Here is an 18,416-nt window from a genome sequence, read left to right as displayed (position 1 = left end):
CTTCCTAAGCAAAGCGACTAACTGCTTGTAAGGCTTTCCGACAGCGCGAAATGCCGCAGGAGTGTATTCATGAACCCGCAGGCAACGGTGCAAGCACAAGAAAAACTAATGGCGCGATTGCTCGCGCTTGGAATCCCAAAACAGACCGTGAGCGCACTCCTGGAGCGCCATATCATCCTGCGCTATCCAAAAGGCGCAGAGCTCTTCACTAAAGGTTCACCTGCGGATGTGATCTTCGCCGTCATGAGCGGCGTGGTTAAGGTTGTCAACGTTCGGCCCGGCAGTGATCGGGTGCTCGTCGAGCTTGCCGGCACCGGCGACCTGGTTGGATACGCGGACTTCGCCGACGCCCGCGGCGAGCGCTCGCAGCTCTTCGCGGCGCAGGCACTGACCAACTCATGCGTGGCGCTCTTCACCCGGCATCATATCACCGAGGTGCTCAAGGGCCTGGAGCCCGATGCTCTTATCAAGATCGGAACGGCGCTTAACACGATGTGGTCGTCGGTGGCGTATCGTTATGCGTCCTTCCTCGGTATGTCGCTGCGCAAGCGGCTCGAGTTCGTGCTGGCGGAGTTGGCGGAGCGCTTCGGCGTGCCCGACGCGCGCGGCACTCTTCTCCTGCCCGAGCTCGCGCAAGAGGAACTGGCCGAAATGATCGGCAGTTCGCGACCGATGGTTAGCAAGCTGCTCACTGAAATGACGGCGCGCGGCACGCTCGTTCGCTCGGGGCGGCGGCATATCCTGCTCTCGCCCTCGAAGCTCGAAGGGATGACTCAAGCGCGCCGTGAGGACGCTGGCGAAAGCGCCGTCGTCGAGCGGGCACCACGAACCACGCGCAGCGGACGAAATCATCGTGCGACGGCTACCGCGGCCAGCGCGTAAGAAGAAAAAAGATCACCACCAAGGCACGAAGGGCACTAAGAAGAACTTCTGCTTGGTGTACCTGGTGTCCTTTGTGCCTTTGTGGTGATCATTTGCTGCCGCCGACCATCGACTTGAACAGTCTCACCAGGTACCGCCAGAAGTTTATGATGATGCCCTGGCGGGCGACCTCGCCCACCGCCGACGCTTTCAGCTCAGCTTCGGCCGCGGCGAAGAACTGGCCGAGCATCATCTTCGACGCGCTCTCGATCATGCGCTGCCCGACCTGCATCAGCGGGCCACCGACCTGTACGTCGCCCGCGTACTTCACCATCGTCGCGGCGCCACCGTTCGCTTCGAGATCGAGCGTGCCCGAGCCGCGAATGAAGCCCTGCTTGCCCTTGGCATCGATCAACATCTTGTAGTGCTGCGGTGGCTGCTTGTCTTCGATCTTGATCTTCCCGGTATAGACCCCCTTCACCGACGCGATACCGACGTTGACGGTGCCCGAGTATTCGTCGGGAGCGAGGATGTCGAGCTTTTCGCATCCGGGAATCAGCCGCGACAGCCGGTTGGGATCGTTAAAGAGCGCCCACACAGCATCGCGCGGGGCAGACAAAGGTTGCTCACCGGAAATCTTCATTCGTTACGCTTTCGCGCGTGAGGCCGCCTGCTCGAGGGCGCGGCGCGTGTAGACGCGGACGAGTTCGGCGCGGAAATCGGCGGAGGCGTAGCTGTCAGAGGTCGCGTCGATTCCATCGGCAGCGTGCGAGGCCGCTTCCACAATCGCGGCTGCGCCTTTGCCCGTGAGCACGGATTCGACGCCGGTTGCGCGGAACGCCTTGGAGCCGAGTCCGGTAATACCGACGCGCACCTTATCGAAGTTCGCGCCCTTCATCGTGACGATCGCGGCTACTCCGACGGTCGCGAAACCGGACGCAGGATGCCGATGCTTCAGGTAAACGGTGCCCGCCCCTTGAGCCAATGGCGCAAAACTCACCTGGGTCAGGATCTCGCCGGGCTTCACCGCTGTCGTCATCAGATCGAGAAAGAAATCCGCCGCGTTCACTTTCCGCGCTCCACCGCTGCCTTCGATCGTGATTTCGCCTTCGAGCGCGAGCACTGCGGCAGGGTAGTCGGCGGCCGGGTCGGCGTGCGCGAGGCTGCCGCCGATCGTGCCGCGATTGCGCACCTGGATGTCGCCGATCTGCGCGGCACATTCGGCGAGCATCGCAAGCTTGCCGCGCACGACCGCCGACGCCTCAACCGCATGATGCGTCGCGAGGCCGCCGATCACGACGCGGCCGCCTTCCTCGCGAATCTGCGCGAGTTCGCGCACCGGGCCGATGTCGATCAGATGCGCCGGCTGCGCGAGCCGCAGCTTCATCATCGGGATCAGGCTATGGCCGCCCGAGAGAATCTTGGCGTCATCGCCGAACTGCGAAAGGAACGAGAGCGCCTCCTTAACCGACGAGGCGCGATGATATTCGAACGTCGAGGGGAACATCCTAAGCCTTCTTTGCCTTCGCGTCGCGAATCGCGCGCCACAGCGTTTCGGGTTTCAGCGGCATGTCGATATGGCGGATGCCGAGCGGCTTCAGCGCATCGAGCACGGCATTGAACGTGCACGGCGTCGAGCCGATCGTGCCGGCTTCGCCCACGCCCTTGACTCCGAGTGAATTCACCGGTGACGGCGTGACAGTCGAGATCAATTCGTAGTGCGGCAGCATATGAGCCTTCGGCACCGCGTAGTCCATCAGCGTCGCGCTGAGCAGCTGACCGCTCTCGTCGTAGCGAACTTCCTCATAGAGCGCCTGCGCAATTCCCTGCGCGATACCGCCGTGGATCTGCCCCTCGACCAGCAGCGGCGAGAGAATCTTGCCGCAGTCATCGACCGCCACGTAGCGCAGGAACTTGACCGCGCCCGTGTCGGCATCGACTTCCACGACGGCGGCATGCGTGCCGAACGGGAACGTGCAGGCTGACGGCTCGTAGAAACTGGTCGCGTCGAGGCCAGGCTCGACGCCCGCGATCGGCGTCTTGTAGCCGTAGGCCGCGTCGATCACGCCCTGCAGCGGAATCGATTTCGACGCGTCCGACGCCATCGCCACGGTGCGATTCTGGAACACGAGCTGGTCGGGCGGCACTTCCATCATCGTGGAAGCGATCTTTTTCATCTTGTCCTGAAGCTTGGTGACCGACATCATCAGCGCCGGTCCGCCGACCGTCGTGCCGCGGCTGCCGAAGGTGCCGATTCCATAAGGCACGACGCTGGTGTCGCCGTGAACGACGTTGACGTCGTCGATATCGACGCCGAACTCGTCGGCTACCAGTTGCGCGAAAGTAGTCTCCTGACCCTGGCCGTGCGGTGACACGCCGGTGAGCACGGTCACTTTGGCATCGGGCTCAATTCTGACCGTGCAGCTTTCCCATCCTCCGCCCTTGAGCTTCGGCGGCAGCAGAGCCGAAGGGCCGATGCCGCAGATCTCGACGTACGAGGCGAGGCCGATTCCGATATAGCGACCCTGCTTGAGCGCGGCCGCCTGCTCCTCGCGCGTTTTCTTATAATCGATCGCGTCGAGCGCCTTCTTGAGCGTCAGCTCGTAGTCGCCGGAATCGTAAACGAGGCCGCCCGCGGTCGGTGCGGGAAAGGCAGCCTTGGGGATGAAGTTCTTGCGCCGCACTTCGGCGGGATCGAGGCCGAACTCAATCGCAACTTCTTCCATCGTGCGCTCTGCTATAAACGCGGCTTCGGGCCGCCCCGCGCCGCGATACGCGTCGGTCGCCATCTTGTTGGTAAAGACCATCTGCTGATCGAAGGCGAGCGCGGGAATCTTGTAACACCCGGTCATCATCAGCCCGGAGAATCCCGGGATCGCGGGCGTCAGCAGTTGCAGGTACGCGCCCATGTCGCAGATGAACTTGCCCTTGAGCGCGAGCACTTCGCCGTCCTTGTTGGCGGCGGCTTCGATGTACGCGATCTGATCGCGGCCGTGGGTCGTGCCCGAGAGATTCTCGCGGCGCCGCTCGATCCATTTCACCGGCCGCCGCAGCGTCATCGACAGATACGCGGTCAGCGCTTCTTCGGCGTAGACGTTGAGCTTGGCGCCGAAGCCGCCACCGACTTCAGGCGCTATGACGCGAATCTTGTTCTCGCCGAGCTTCAGCATCTCGGCAACCTGCGAGCGCATCAGGTGCGGAATCTGCGTCGAGGACCAGATCGTCAGGTTCTTGTAGCCGTGGTCCCATCGCGCGACGACGCCGCGCGGCTCCATTGGCACGGGCGCGAGGCGCTGGTTGTGAATGCGAAAGCGGATGATCTTGTCCGCTTTTTTCATCGCCTCGTCGACCGCGGGATTGGGCACGGCGGCGAACGTTACTGAGTTACTCTTGAACTCCTCGTGCAGGATCGGCGCGCCGTCCACCAGCGCCTTCTCGGGATCGACGACCGCGTCGAGCGGATCGTAATCGACTTCGATCTGATCAAGCGCGTCCTGCGCGATGTATGCGTTCGGCGCAACGGCAACCGCGACGCCTTCGCCGACGAAGCGGACTTTTCCCTGCGCGAGCACGGGATGGTAGGGCACGTTCTCGGCCGGCGCGACGCACGGCACCGTTCCGATCTTGTCCTTAAAATCGTCGCCGGAGAAAACCGCGACGACGCCGGGCACCTTGCGCGCCGCGTCGAGGTTTATCGAATTGATTTTCGCGTGCGCATAGGGACTGCGCAGGATCACCGCCGTGAGCATCCCCGGCAGCCGCACGTCATCGACGTAGAGCCCGGTGCCGGTGATAAGGCGCGGATCTTCGCGGCGCTTGATTCGCTGGCCTATAAACTTCGGTATGACAGCCATCGTCGTCTTCCTTCGCGCCCGTCAGGCGGCCTTCTTCTCGCGCATTTTCGCCGCCGCCGACTGGATGGCATTGATGATGTGCTGATAGCCGGTGCATCGGCAGAGATTACCTTCGAGCGCTTCGCGAACTTCGGCGTCCGTCGGATTCTGATTGCGCGAGAGCAGATCGGCGGCCGTCATAATCATGCCGGGCGTGCAGTATCCGCATTGGAGTCCGTGCTCTTCCCAGAAACCTTCCTGCAGCGGATGGAGCTTGTCGCCGTCAGCCATGCCTTCGATCGTCGTAATCTTCGCGCCTTCGGCCTGCACGGCGAGGATCGCGCATGACTTCGAGGCGCGGCCATCGATCAGCACGGTGCAGGCGCCGCAAATCGAGGTCTCGCAGCCAACGTGCGTGCCGGTCAGATTGGCGACATCGCGGATGTAGTGGACGAGCAGGGTGCGCGGATCGATATCGTCGGAGCGCTGCTCGCCATTGATCGTGAGGTTCACTCGCATAGGAAGGTCTCCATTTACCCGACGTTTTATTAGCAATAGTTCGCCGCGATGCGCCACTGAAAGAGAAGAGAAACTCACCACGAAGGCACGAAGACAGGAAGGGATCTTTTCTTGGTGCCTTCGGGTCTTTGTGGTGGATCGGATTTGTCTTCGGCCCGCGCGACAGGAACGGTGTTTTGGTTGCGGATGGGGGCTTAGTGGTTACCTTTAAAAGGAAATCTGAGTAAGAAGGACTTCATGGACGCAAGCCGTTTTACCGACAAATTGCAGGAAGCGCTGCAACGTGCGCAGAACAGCGCGCTTTCCGCTCATAATCAGGCCGTCGATGTTGAGCATCTGCTGGCAGCCCTGCTCGAGGACAACGAAGGCCTCGGCGCCTCGATTCTGAAGCTGGCCGGCGTTGATATCGCCGCGGTCAAGCGCAAGGTCGCCGACGAGCTGCAGAAGATTCCGCACGTCACCGGCGGCGGCGCCGAGTCGGGCCAGATTTATGCCACGCAGCGCCTCGGCCGCGTGCTCGCGCGCGCGGAGCAGGAAGCGGGCAAGCTCAAGGACGAATACGTCTCCGTCGAGCACGTGCTGATCGCGATGCTCGACGAAACCGGCGCGTCGGCGAAGATCCTGCGCGAAGCGGGCCTCACGCACGACAAGCTGATGGCCACGCTCAAGAAGGTGCGCGGCAACCAGCGCGTCACGTCATCGAATCCTGAAGCAACTTACCAGTCGCTCGAAAAATACGGTCGCGATCTGACCAAGCTAGCGTCGCAGGGCAAGGTCGATCCCGTCATCGGACGCGACGAGGAAATCCGCCGCGTCATCCAGGTGCTGTCGCGGCGCTCGAAGAATAATCCCGTGCTGATCGGCGAGCCCGGAGTCGGCAAGACTGCGATCGTCGAGGGTCTCGCGCAGCGAATCGTTTCGGGCGACGTGCCCGAGGGTCTCAAGAATCGGCGCCTCGTCGCGCTCGACATGGGCGCGCTGATCGCGGGCGCCAAGTTCCGCGGCGAGTTCGAAGAGCGCCTGAAGGCCGTGCTCAAGGAAGTGCAGGAGGCCGCCGGCGAGATCATTCTGTTCATCGACGAGCTGCATACCGTCGTCGGCGCGGGCGCGGCGGAAGGCGCGATGGACGCGTCGAATCTGCTGAAGCCGATGCTCGCGCGGGGCGAGCTGCATTGTATCGGCGCGACCACGCTCGACGAGTATCGCAAGCATATCGAAAAGGATGCGGCGCTCGAGCGGCGTTTCCAGCCCGTGCTGGTCGAGGAGCCGAGCGTCGAAGACACAATTTCAATCCTCCGCGGGCTCAAGGAGCGCTACGAAGTTCATCACGGGATTCGGATCAAGGATGCCGCACTCGTCACGGCGGCGGTGCTCTCGAATCGCTACATCACCGACAGGTTCCTGCCCGATAAGGCAATCGATCTCGTCGACGAAGCGGCGGCGAAGCTGCGCACCGAAAAAGAATCGATGCCGGTGGAGCTCGACGAAGTTAACCGGCGCGTGATGCAACTCGAGATCGAGCGCGAGGCGCTCAAGCGCGAAACCGACGCGGCCTCGCGCGACCGTCTGACCAAGCTCGAAAAAGAGCTGGGCGACGTGAAGGACAAACGCGCGCAGCTCCAGGCGCAATGGGAGCAGGAGAAAGGCGGGCTCGAATCTCTAGCCAAGATCAAAGCCGAGATCGAGCAGACCCGGCTTGCGATCGACAAGGCCAAGCGCGAATACGATCTCAACAAGGTCGCGGAGCTCCAGTACGGCAAGCTCGCGGGTCTCGAGAAACAGCTCGGCGGCGAAGAAGACAAGCTCATCAAACAACATGGCGGCGGCCAGCGACTGATCAAGGAAGAAGTTGACGAGGACGATATCGCGGCCGTTGTCGCGCGATGGACCGGAATCCCCGTGTCGCGGCTGCTCGAAGGCGAAGTGCAGAAGCTCGCGCACCTCGAGGAGCATCTGCACAAGCGCGTGATCGGCCAGGACGAGGCGGTGTCGGCAGTCGCCGACGCGGTTATCCGCGCGCGCTCGGGCCTCAAGGATCCGAATCGCCCCATCGGCTCGTTCATCTTCCTGGGCCCGACAGGGGTCGGCAAAACCGAGCTGGCGCGCGCACTCGCGGAGTTCCTGTTCGACGACGAAGCCGCGATGATTCGCATCGACATGTCGGAGTACATGGAGAAGCACACGGTGTCGCGCCTGGTCGGCGCGCCTCCGGGATACGTCGGTTTCGAGGAAGGCGGTCAGCTAACGGAAGCGGTGCGGCGCCGCCCCTACTCTGTCGTGCTGTTCGACGAAATCGAAAAGGCGCACGGCGACGTGTTCAATATCCTGCTGCAACTGCTGGATGATGGCCGATTGACAGACGGTCATGGCCGCACGGTGGATTTTCGCAACACCGTCGTGATCATGACCTCGAATATCGCAAGCCAGCTTATCCTGTCGTTCAAGGGCCAGGACTACGAGCGGATGAAGTCGCAGGCGATGGAAGTGCTGCGATCGCATTTCAGGCCAGAGTTCCTGAACCGTGTCGATGAAATCGTGATGTTCCATCCGCTGGCGAAGGAGCAGCTGCGGCAGATCGTCGATATCCAGCTCGGCTCGCTGCGCAAGCGGCTCGAGGAGCGCAAGATCGAGCTCGAGCTGACGGACAAGTCGCGCGACTACCTGGCCGAGAATGGCTACGATCCGTCGTACGGCGCGCGGCCGCTCAAGCGGCTAATCCAGCGCGAGCTGGAGACCGCGCTCGCTCGCAAGCTGATAAGCGGCGAGGTCCGCGACGGTAGCAGGGTGACGGTCGACGTCGGGGCGCGCGGCCTCGAGTTCAAGAGCGAATCGCTGAAGTCGGCAGCTTAAGTCTCGTCCGCCAAAAATCCGCATCCCAGCAAGGCGCCGGAGCACAACTCCGGCGCCTTTCGATTGCCCAATCCGCGTAACATTCCGCCCCCTCTTGCATCGAAATATTAGATGATTAAACTTTAGTAAGAGTGATGATGGTCGGGTTAAGAAATGAGCTTTACTTATATAAGTTCGCCTCATGACTGACTCGGCAGACTAATTCGGATGCGGGGCCCCGTAACTTGGTCTCGCGGGAGTTTATGGCTAGTTCAACTATTGGATTTCGTATCGAGCGCGCTGAGGAGAAAGCCGCACCGCGCATCGCCAAGCGCACCCTGCTTCGGATCGCGATCGTCGTCGGCGCCGCCGCCGTGGCCGCATCGCTGGCGCTCCTGCCCAATCCAGCACATGCCGCGGGCACGCCGGTCGTCGTGAAAATGTCCGACAAGGCGCCGTACTATGCGCCCGATAAAGTGACAATCAAAGCTGGCGAAACCGTCGAATGGGTCAATAACGGCGACACTATCCACTCGGTTTCGACCGAAGCGGCTAACGCTCAGAATCCCAAGGACGTTTCCTTGCCTTCGGGCGCCAAGGCTTTTGACTCCGGGTTTCTTGCCCCGGGCAGCAAGTACGATTACACCTTTACGGTACCCGGCACCTACCGCTACTTTTGCCTTCCCCACGAGGGGGCTGGTATGGTCGGGACTATCATCGTAAAGAAGTAGCACCCTGTGAGATTGAGCATCATCGGATGGCCGCCGGCCCGTATCGCGAAGTCGGCGGGGGTCGGGTTAGTGTTGGCTGCGTCGCTCGCGATGAGCGCGAGCGCGGCGTTCTGCTTTCCGTGGGATATCGATATGTATCGTGGGCCGGAGGTGCAGCCGCTCGCCGAGGCGCCGCGCGTGACGCCGGCGGATACGCTGCCGGTTCATGGCGAGCCGCCGCTAAGCCTCGAGCAGGCCACGATCAAAATGCACAATCCTCTGCAGCCGACTGCGGAGAATCTCACCACTGGCAAGACCCTCTTCGAAACGAATTGCGCGCCCTGTCACGGTTCGACTGGCGAGGGCAATGGTCCCGTCACGAAGATCCTGATCAAGCCTTCCAAGGACCTCGTCGCCGGCGCGAGCAAGAGCCTGCCTGACGGTTATATCTATGGCGTGATCACCGACGGGATCCTCACGATGCCCTCCTACGCCGATTCGCTGCCGCCCGATCAGCGATGGCAGGTCGTGTTGTACGTGCGCTCGCTGCAGCAGGCAGCCGGCAAGACAGCAGCCTCGGGCCAATAGCAGGAAATTCTTCTCTCGCGCGGCTGGAACCGGCGTGCGGTCCAACTTGCAGATTGCATCGCCGCCGGGAATTTCAATTCCGGCGGCGACTTTTTTCGCTCTTCAGCGTCTTTCGGTCGGGCTCTTAAATCGATTTAATGATCGGTTGATTGCTGGTTTGCGCGATGTGCGGTAGGCAGTTTGGATCGTCGCGCGCTTTGCGGAATAAGGAGTTAAGCCTGACCTCATGAGACGCTCCTTGACGAGCATCGCCGCCGCACTCGCAGCGTTGGTCATGATCGCGATGCATCTGGCCGACGGCCACGCCGAAACGCTCCTGACAATCGATCAACTCGTGGCGATGGCGATCCAGGCAAATCCGCAAGTCAAGTCGGCGCGCTATCGGCTGCAGTCCGCCGAGCATTCGATCAAACAGACTGTCGCGCCCAACGATCCGATTTTTAACTACACCAACAGCGACAGTGTGAAGAACCCGGTTGGACGCGCGGCGCTGCGTCAGTTCAACGTGACCGAGGCGTTCCAGTTTCCAGGCAAGGCCTTCCTGCAGCGCGACCAGGCGGTGCGCAACGCGGATATCGCGCGCCTGACCCTCGATGCGACGATTCGCGATATCCGCGCTGCCGTTCTTACCGGCTATTATCAACTGGTGCTCGATAGCTCGGCAGCCACGGTCAATGCCGATAACCTGCGGAGCCTCGACCAGGTGCTCAAGGTGACCCAGATCGCATACTCGGCGTCGCAGGTTTCGCAGACCGACGTTATTAGCGCCGAGTTCGATCTCGCCGCCGCGCGTCAGCAGCAACGTCAGTATGAAGTCGCGATCGAAAACGACACGACCACTCTCAACCAGCTGTTATATCGGCGGCCGGCCGAACCGCTCGCTGTCGATCGCACTTTGAAGCTCGAGGTGATGAACCTCCCACTCGACAGCCTGATCGATCGCGCATATGCAGCGCGGCAGGAGATTCTCGAAGCCGCGCTGACGGAGCTCAATAGCAATACCGCGTTGTCGCTCGCGAAGATGGAGTACCTGCCGGATTTTACGGTCGGCGTAACGTACGACCAGTACCTGATACCGAATTTTGCCCCGACGCCAACGCAGACCAACGACTGGGTCGGGATCATTGGCTTCAACGTGCCGATATTCTTCTGGCTCCATCAGCGGGAGGATGTCACTCGGGCACGAATGGATCTTGCGGCCGCACGTTCCGATCTGGAATCGATTCGGAACCAGACCGCCGCTTCAATAACGACGCTCTATCGCAACATGCAGCTCGCATATGAAACGGCCCTGCTCTATCGCGATTCGCTGACTCCGCTCGCGCATCAGAATTTTTTGGTCGCGCTCGTTGCGTACCAGTCGGGCAAGATCGATTTCGTCACGCTCTCAGGGACGTTGCAGCGCAGCTACGCTGCGCGGATCAACTATCTCCAGGCAGCCAACCAATTTCTCGCCGGCGAAGTCGCGCTCGAACAGGCGATCGGCACGCCGCTTACACAATGACTATTCAATTGAGCAGGCTCGGGGCGACCGCCGCACTCATTGGCGCGCTCTTCATTGCTGGATGCCAGTCGCAGTCGTCGAGCGGCGCCGCGACGCCCGAGGCCACGCCATGGATGCCGCAGCTCGTTCATCAGCAGGGCGGCGGCGAGGAATTGCTCTCGATCGGGCAGAACAAAGTGCCGGGGATGGTTATTCGCGAGGTCGAGGCCCGCGAATTGCCGGGCGTGCTCGAAACCTCGGGACAAATCACCTACGACGATCGGCGTGTCTCAACGATCGTGTCGCGCGTGCAGGGCCGTATCGAGCAGAATCGGGTATCGCTGTGGGACAACGTGCGGCGCGGTGAAAAGATCGTCGCGCTCTATAGCCCGGACTTCATGACCGCCGAGGCTGAATACCTGCAGGCGCGTCAGACCTCGCAACTCGGCAAGACCCCCGCTTTAGCCAACGCCGACTTCGGCGCATCGCTCCTGCTCGCCGCGCGGCGCAAGCTCGAGCTGCTCGGGATGGAAGACAGCGACATCAACGCGCTCACGCAGCCGGATCCCGTCGTATGGATGCGGGCGCCGATCAGCGGCACGGTCGTCGACAACAAGGCGCTGCGCGGCGGCGCCGTGAATCCCGGCGATCCGCTGTTCACCCTCGGCACTATCGAAGATGTCTGGGTCACCGGCGATATCTACGAGGACGACCTCTCGCGCGTGCAGGTCGGCCAGCAACTCAGCGCGGTCACGACTTCCTATCCTGATGAAAAGTTCGAAGGCGTGATCGCGCGCATCAGCCCCAATATCGATCCCAATACGCACACCGCACAGCTCCGCTGCCAGATTCGCAATCCCAACGGCAAGCTGAAACCGCAGATGCTGGCGACGGTGCGGATCGTCACACGCCCTGGCTCGGCACTGGTCGTGCCGCAGGACGCGCTGGTGTTCGACACCGACAACTACTATGCCTTCGTCGAGGTCAGTCCCGGCACGTTCGAGCATCGCATGGTCCGGATCGCGTCGTGGAGCAAGACTGGCTATGCGCGCGTGGTCTCCGGCCTCAACGCTGGCGAACGCGTGGTCACCGGCGAGACGCTGCAAGTCAACGCGCTCTGGCACCAAGCGCACGGAGAGAGCTCGTAGGCGTATGCGGATGTTTGCAGGAGCGGCTTCGAGCGACCGATGATCCGTCAGATCATGGCGCTCGCTCTGCGCGAGCGTGTCGTTGTACTCGGCATCGCATTGATGCTCCTGCTGGCTGGCGCATTCTCGTTCTCGCAGCTCGATATCGAAGCCTATCCCGATCCGGTTCAGCCGCTGGTCGAAGTCATCACCCAACCGAACGGGCTCAGTGCCGAAGAGGTGGAGAAGCTCGTCACGGTTCCGACCGAGTATGGCCTGGCCGGGATGCGCAATCTCGAAGCGATGCGCTCGATTTCGATTTACGGCCTCTCCGACATCCGCTGCTATTTCTCGTGGGACAGCGACTACTACTGGGACCGTGTCGAAACGATCAACCGGCTGTCATTCGTCACTTTGCCTCAGGGCGTAACGCCCGGAATCTCGCCCGACAATCCTATCGGCGAAATTTATCGTTACTCAGTCCAAAGCCCGGATCATGATTTGATTCGGCAGAAGGAAATCGAGGACTGGATTCTCGAAAAGCAGTTGCGCACGGCCCCTGGCGTCGAGGATGTCTCAGGTTTCGGCGGCCTGACCAAGGAGTATCACGTCGATGTCGATCCGCATCTGCTCAACTACTACCAGGTACCTCTCTCCACCGTTATTTCGTCGCTACAGAACTCAAACACCAACGCCGGCGGCAACTATATGAGCGTCGGCGAGCAGGCCTTCGACGTGCGCGGGCTCGGTTTCTTCCGCGGTCTCGAGGACATCGAGCAGGTGGTGCTCAACACCAACAAGGCAACGCCAATTCGAATATCCAACATTGGCGATGTCGAGATTGGCTACGCGCCGCGCCTCGGAATCGTCGGGATGAACGAGCAGAACGAAGTCGTCACCGGCATCGTGCTGATGCGCAAGTACGGCAACACGCTCGAAACGCTCAAGGGGGTCGAGGCCAAGGTTCACGAGCTCAACACCTCGGGAATCCTGCCGCACGGCTACAAGGTGGTGCCCTACTACGACCGCACCAAGTTGGTGGAGACCACACTCCGCACCGTCATGGAGAACCTGACGATCGGGATGACGCTGGTTTTTCTCGTGCTGCTGTTCTTCCTGGGTAATCTGAAAGCCGCGCTGATCGCGGCGGTCAATATCCCGCTGGCGCTGTGCGGCGCGTTCAGCCTGATGCATCTGAGTAACACGCCGGCCAATCTCATTTCGCTCGGCGCGATCGACTTCGGCATCATCATCGACACGACCGTCATCGTGATGGAGAACATCGAGCGCCATCTGACGGCGCCCGAGCGGATGCGCGAGAGTATCCGGCTCCGAATCCTCCAGGCGGCGCAGGAAGTCGGCCAGCCGATGCTGTTCTCGACGATCATCTTCGTGATCGCGTTCCTGCCGCTGTTCACGATGCGCGGCGTCGAGGGCGCGATCTTCTCGCCGATGTCGCACACCTACGCGTTCGCGCTGGCGACGGCGATCCTGCTCGCGATCACACTTTCGCCGGTGCTGAGTTCTTATTTCTTCGCGCGGGGAATGAGCGTCATTCACAATCCGCTCTGGGAAGGGTTCTCAGGCGCATATCATTGGGTATTCGTACGCATACTCAATTGGCCAAGAATCACATTGCTGGTGATCAGCGCTGTGATCGTCTTCGTCCTGTCGCTGTTCCCCAAGCTCGGCGGCCAGTTCCTGCCCAAGCTCGAGGAAGGAAATATTTGGGCCCACGCTACGATGCCGCTGACGATTTCGCTCGAGCACGGCGCCAAGCTTTGCAATGGAATGCGCGCCGTGTTCCGCAGCTTTCCCGAAGTCACCAACGTCGTCTCGCAACTCGGCCGCCCCGATGACGGCACCGAAATCGCCGGTTTTTTCAACATCGAATTTTCAGTCGATCTGAAGCCCCAGGAAGAGTGGCCGGAGGGGCTCAGCAAGGAGCAGCTCGTTCGGCAGATTGACACCAAGTTAACAAGTCGCTTCCCGGGCGTGTCTTTCAGTTATTCGCAGAATATCGAAGACAACGTCGACGAAGCTCTATCAGGCGTCAAGGCCGGCGAGAACGCGGTCAAAGTCTTCGGCACCGATATCGCCAGCGACGAGAACACCGCCAACCAGATCAAGGCGGTGCTCGATCGGGTACCCGGCGTGGTCGATACCGTCGTGCTTCGCTCGATGGGTCAGCCGAATCTGCAAATCACGCCCAACCGGACCGCATGCTCGCGCTACGGGCTCAATGTCGGCGACGTCGCCGCGGTCGTGCAGGCGGCGATCGGCGGCCAGGCCGTGACGCAGGTGCTCGAAGGCGATCGGCGCTTCGATCTGGTCGTGCGTTGGAAGCCGCAGTATCGCGAGAGCCTCGATGCGATCAAGCAGATTCGCGTCAACATGCCTCAAGGCGGCCAGATCCCGCTGGACCAGGTCGCCGATGTCCAGACCGCCGAAGGTGCCTCGTTCATCTATCGCGACGCGCTGCAGCGCTACGTCCCGATTCGATTCTCCGTGCGCGGCCGCGATCTACAAACGACAATCATCGACGCTAAACGGCAGATCGCACAGAAGGTGCATCTGCCGGAGGGTGACCATCTCGAATGGGCCGGAGAGTACGGCGAGCTGCAGGCCGCCAATCGCCGCCTCATGATCGTCGTCCCGTTCGCCCTCCTGCTGATCGCTGGCGTGCTCTACGGCGCAACGATGTCGCTCATCGACACGTTCATCATCATGGCGCAGATCCCGGTCGCCTGCCTCGGCGGTATCCTGGGATTAATCATCACGGGCACGCCCTTCAGCGTATCGGCCGCGGTCGGCTTCATTTCGATCTTCGGCATCGCGGTCATGGACGGCGTGTTGCTCAGCTTCTATATCCGCCAGCTCTGGGAGGAAGGTCATCCATTCGTTGAATCGATCATCATGGGATCCGATCGGCGCTTTCGCGCGGTCATGATGACGGCGACGGTTGACGGTCTGGGATTGTTACCCGCCGCGATGTCGACGAAGATCGGCGCGCAGACTCAGCGTCCGCTCGCTATCGTCGTGATCGGCGGCTGTCTCGCCATCGCGCTCATCACGCGAATTCTCCAGCCCATCCTGATCTACCTATGCCATCGACGCTTGCGCGTTGCCGATCAGAATCGCCCACGCCCAACCGGCCCGCTGCCTATTTTGCCGCCGGAGAATCCCGGTTCTCCGGTCGATGTATAAGCCGGCGCGCGCATGTCTCTCACTTTAGATCCGGATCCCGAACAACAACAAATCTGCACAGTCGTTGAGGCCGTCATGCCGGCGGCCTCCGCCTATCGCCTTCCGTCGCAATGATCCAGTCGTTGATGGCGCTGGCGCTCCGGGAGCGAATCGTCGTTCTCGGCATGGCGCTTCTCTTGATGCTCGCAGGCGCGGTTTCGCTCACGCAACTCGATATCGAAGCCTATCCGGATCCGGTTCAACCGCGCGTTGAGATAATCGCGCAGCCGAACGGCCTCAGTGCCGAGGAGGTCGAAAAGCTGGTGACGGTGCCGCTCGAGTTCGGGCTCGCGGGCATGCGCGATCTCGAAGCGATGCGCTCGATATCGCTTTACGGCTTGTCCGACATCAAGTGTTACTTTTCGTGGGATAGCGACTACTACTGGGATCGCGTCGAGACGATCAACCGGTTGTCATTCGTCACGCTGCCGCAAGGGATAACGCCCGCAATTTCGCCCGACAATCCAATCGGCGAAATCTATCGCTACACCGTTCAAAGTCGCGATCACGATCTGCTGCGCGAGAAGGAAGTCGAAGACTGGATTCTCGAAAAACAGCTGCGCACGGTCCCCGGCGTCGAGGACGTGTCCGGATTCGGCGGTCTGACCAAACAGTATCACGTCGATGTCGATCCGATGCGCCTCAACTACTACCAGGTGCCGCTCGCGACGCTGATTTCCGCAATCCAGAACTCGAACACCAATGCCGGCGGCAACTACATGACTGTCGGTGAGCAGGCGTTCGATGTCCGCGGTCTCGGTTTTTTTAATGGCCTCGATGCGATTGGCAATGTCGTACTCAGCATCAACAAGGCCACGCCGACTCGCGTTTCCGACGTTGCCGATGTCGAGATCGGCTACGCGCCACGCCTTGGCATCGTCGGCATGAACCAGCAGAACGAGGTCGTTAGCGGCATCGTTCTGATGCGCAAGTATGGCAACACGCTGGATACGCTCAAGGGCGTCGAGGCTAAGGTGCGCGAACTGAACACCTCCGGCATCCTGCCAAAGGGCTATTCGATAGTTCCCTATTACGACCGCACGAACCTCGTCGACACCACCCTGCGCACGGTATTCGAGAACCTCACGATCGGCATGACGCTGGTTTTCCTGGTGCTGGTGTTTTTTCTCGGCAACCTGCGTGCGGCGCTGATTGCGGCGGTCAACATCCCGCTGGCGCTCTGCGGCGCATTCAGCCTGATGCATCTCACCGACACGCCGGCGAACCTGATTTCGCTGGGCGCCATCGACTTCGGCATCATCATCGACACCACGGTCATCGTGATGGAAAACATCGAGCGTCATCTAACGGCGCCCGAGCGATCGCGTGAAAGCATCAGGTTGAGAATCCTGCGGGCGGCGCAGGAAGTCGGCCAACCGATGCTGTTCTCGACGATCATTTTCCTGGTCGCGTTTCTTCCGCTGTTTACGATGCGCGGGGTGGAAGGCGCGATCTTCTCACCGATGTCCCATACTTACGCGTTCGCACTCGGCACCGCGATTGTCCTCGCAATCTCGCTGACGCCGGTGCTCTGCAGTTATTTCTTCGCGCGCGGAATGAAGACGCTGCCGAATCCGATTTGGGCAGCGATAGCCCGCTTCTACCATTCCCTCTTCGCGCGTGTTCTGCGCTGGCCGCGCCTCACGCTGGCGGCGATAGCGACGATCATCGTGGCTGTTCTCTCAGCCTTTCCATTGCTGGGCGGCCAATTCCTTCCGAAGCTCGAGGAAGGAAATATCTGGGCGCGCGCCACGATGCCGCTCACGATTTCGATCGAGCATGCGGCCCGGCTCACCAACGCGATGCGCGACGTGTTCCGCAGTTTCCCCGAGGTCACTACCGTCGTCTCGCAACTCGGTCGCCCCGACGACGGCACCGATGCGACGGGCTTCTTCAACAGTGAATTTTCAGTTGAGCTCAAGCCTCAGGAGCAGTGGCCCGTTGGGATGACCAAGGAGCGTCTGGTCCGCGAGATCGATCAGCAACTGACGCGGCGCTTTCCAGGCGTGAGTTTCGACTACTCACAGAACATCGAAGACAACGTCAACGAGGCGCTCTCCGGCGTGAAGGGCTCGAACTCGGTCAAGGTGTTCGGCCCCGATCTCGAGGTTGATGAGCGCGTCGCGAACAATGTGAAGGCTGTGCTCGATACGATACCCGGGATCGGTGAGACTGCAGTGTACCGTTCAATCGGGCAACCCAACCTTGGCATCACGCCCGACCGCGCGGCATGCGGACGCTATGGATTGAACGTCGGCGACGTCGCAGCCGTGGTGCAGGCCGCGATCGGCGGTCAGGCAGTCACCCAAGTGCTGGAAGGCGATCGCCGCTTCGACCTAGTAGTGCGATGGAAACCGCAGTTCCGCCAGAGCCTCGATTCGATTTCACAGATTCGCGTCAACACGCCGTCTGGCGCGTCGATCCCGCTCGACCAGGTTGCGAAGATCGACACCACCGAAGGCGCCTCGTTCATTTATCGCGAAGGGCTCGAACGTTACGTGCCTACGCGATTCGCCGTGCACGGTCGCGACCTGAAAAGCGCAGTGGCGCAGGCGAAGAACGAAGTCGCCCGCCGCGTAACGCTACCTGAAGGAACTCATTTGCAATGGGCGGGAGAATACGGCGAGCTCGAGGCCGCCAATCGCCGTCTCATGATCGTCGTGCCGTTCGCGTTGCTGCTGATCGCGGGCGTGCTTTACGGCGCGACGACTTCGCTCGTCGACACCTTCATCATCATGGCGCAGATCCCGGTCGCATGCCTCGGCGGTATCCTGGGCCTCATCATCACGCATACGCCGTTCAGCGTCTCCGCGGCTGTCGGCTTCATTTCGATCTTCGGCATCGCGGTGATGGACGGGATCCTGCTCAGTTCTTACATTCGCCAGCTCATCGAGGAAGGTCATCCGTTCGTCGAGTCGATCATCATGGGATCGGATCGCCGCCTGCGCGCCACGGTGATGACCGATCTCGTTGATGCGTTCGGCCTGCTCCCGGCAGCGCTTTCGACGCGTATCGGCGCACAAACGCAGCAGCCGCTCGCGATCGTCGTAATCGGCGGCGCGCTAGCGATCATGCTCCTGACCCGAGTGCTGCAGCCGGTGCTGATCTACCTCTGCCATCGCCGCCTGCGCCTCGCCGATCAGAATCGCCCACGCCCAACCAGCCCGCTGCCACTCCTGCCCCAAGGCCCGATCGAGGCTTAGCTCTGAAAAATCACATT

At 61.1% G+C, this 18,416-nt stretch carries 12 protein-coding genes; 8 read left to right on the top strand and 4 right to left on the bottom strand.

Annotated elements, in window-relative coordinates; all coding sequences use genetic code 11:
* Positions 1-69 precede the first annotated feature (69 nt).
* Positions 70-882, top strand: a complete 813-nt coding sequence (locus VMA09_09015; protein HUA33730.1) for a Crp/Fnr family transcriptional regulator — start codon at positions 70-72, stop codon at positions 880-882.
* 88 nt (positions 883-970) lie between these two features.
* On the opposite strand, the gene VMA09_09010 is transcribed toward VMA09_09015, so the two are convergent.
* Genes VMA09_09010 through VMA09_08995 form a run of 4 tightly spaced genes read right to left on the bottom strand, consistent with a single transcriptional unit; the run spans position 971 to position 5,213 of the window.
* Positions 971-1,504, bottom strand: a complete 534-nt coding sequence (locus VMA09_09010; GenBank protein HUA33729.1) for a carbon monoxide dehydrogenase subunit G — start codon at positions 1,502-1,504, stop codon at positions 971-973.
* A 3-nt stretch (positions 1,505-1,507) separates the two neighbouring features.
* Positions 1,508-2,368 carry a xanthine dehydrogenase family protein subunit M gene (locus tag VMA09_09005; protein ID HUA33728.1) on the bottom strand — a complete coding sequence of 287 codons (861 nt, stop codon included), beginning with the start codon at positions 2,366-2,368 and terminating at the stop codon, positions 1,508-1,510.
* Between the two features lies 1 nt (position 2,369).
* Positions 2,370-4,715 (bottom strand): xanthine dehydrogenase family protein molybdopterin-binding subunit, encoded by a 2,346-nt coding sequence (locus tag VMA09_09000; protein HUA33727.1) that lies wholly within the window; start codon positions 4,713-4,715, stop codon positions 2,370-2,372.
* Between the two features lie 21 nt (positions 4,716-4,736).
* A complete protein-coding gene (locus VMA09_08995) occupies positions 4,737-5,213 on the bottom strand; it encodes a (2Fe-2S)-binding protein (protein HUA33726.1) in 477 nt (158 codons plus the stop codon).
* A 237-nt stretch (positions 5,214-5,450) separates the two neighbouring features.
* Between VMA09_08995 and clpB the strand changes: the two genes are divergently transcribed.
* The 7 genes from clpB (at position 5,451) to VMA09_08960 (ending at position 18,399) form a co-directional block, all read left to right on the top strand.
* Positions 5,451-8,063, top strand: a complete 2,613-nt coding sequence (gene clpB / locus VMA09_08990; protein HUA33725.1) for an ATP-dependent chaperone ClpB — start codon at positions 5,451-5,453, stop codon at positions 8,061-8,063.
* A 242-nt stretch (positions 8,064-8,305) separates the two neighbouring features.
* Positions 8,306-8,773, top strand: coding sequence for a plastocyanin/azurin family copper-binding protein (locus VMA09_08985; protein HUA33724.1), 468 nt, complete (start codon positions 8,306-8,308; stop codon positions 8,771-8,773).
* Positions 8,774-8,779: 6 nt separating this feature from the next.
* Entirely contained in the window at positions 8,780-9,340 is a 561-nt protein-coding gene (locus VMA09_08980) for a c-type cytochrome (GenBank protein HUA33723.1), read from the top strand.
* 226 nt (positions 9,341-9,566) lie between these two features.
* Complete coding sequence (locus VMA09_08975) at positions 9,567-10,844, top strand: TolC family protein (protein HUA33722.1); 1,278 nt, start codon at positions 9,567-9,569, stop codon at positions 10,842-10,844.
* The gene (locus VMA09_08970) at positions 10,841-11,971 is read left to right on the top strand and encodes an efflux RND transporter periplasmic adaptor subunit (GenBank protein HUA33721.1); all 1,131 of its coding nucleotides are present in this window, start codon (positions 10,841-10,843) and stop codon (positions 11,969-11,971) included. The genes VMA09_08975 and VMA09_08970 overlap by 4 nt, the downstream gene beginning before the upstream one ends.
* A 39-nt stretch (positions 11,972-12,010) precedes the next feature.
* Positions 12,011-15,157 (top strand): CusA/CzcA family heavy metal efflux RND transporter, encoded by a 3,147-nt coding sequence (locus VMA09_08965; protein ID HUA33720.1) that lies wholly within the window; start codon positions 12,011-12,013, stop codon positions 15,155-15,157.
* A gap of 110 nt (positions 15,158-15,267) precedes the next feature.
* Positions 15,268-18,399 (top strand): CusA/CzcA family heavy metal efflux RND transporter, encoded by a 3,132-nt coding sequence (locus VMA09_08960; protein ID HUA33719.1) that lies wholly within the window; start codon positions 15,268-15,270, stop codon positions 18,397-18,399.
* Positions 18,400-18,416: the final 17 nt, after the last annotated feature.

The sequence above is a fragment of the Candidatus Binataceae bacterium genome, assembly GCA_035508495.1.
Taxonomy (GTDB): Bacteria; Desulfobacterota; Binatia; order Binatales; family Binataceae; genus JASHPB01.
The sequence above is the reverse complement of the archived record's forward strand: the minus strand, read 5'-3'. Positions and strand labels throughout refer to the sequence as shown.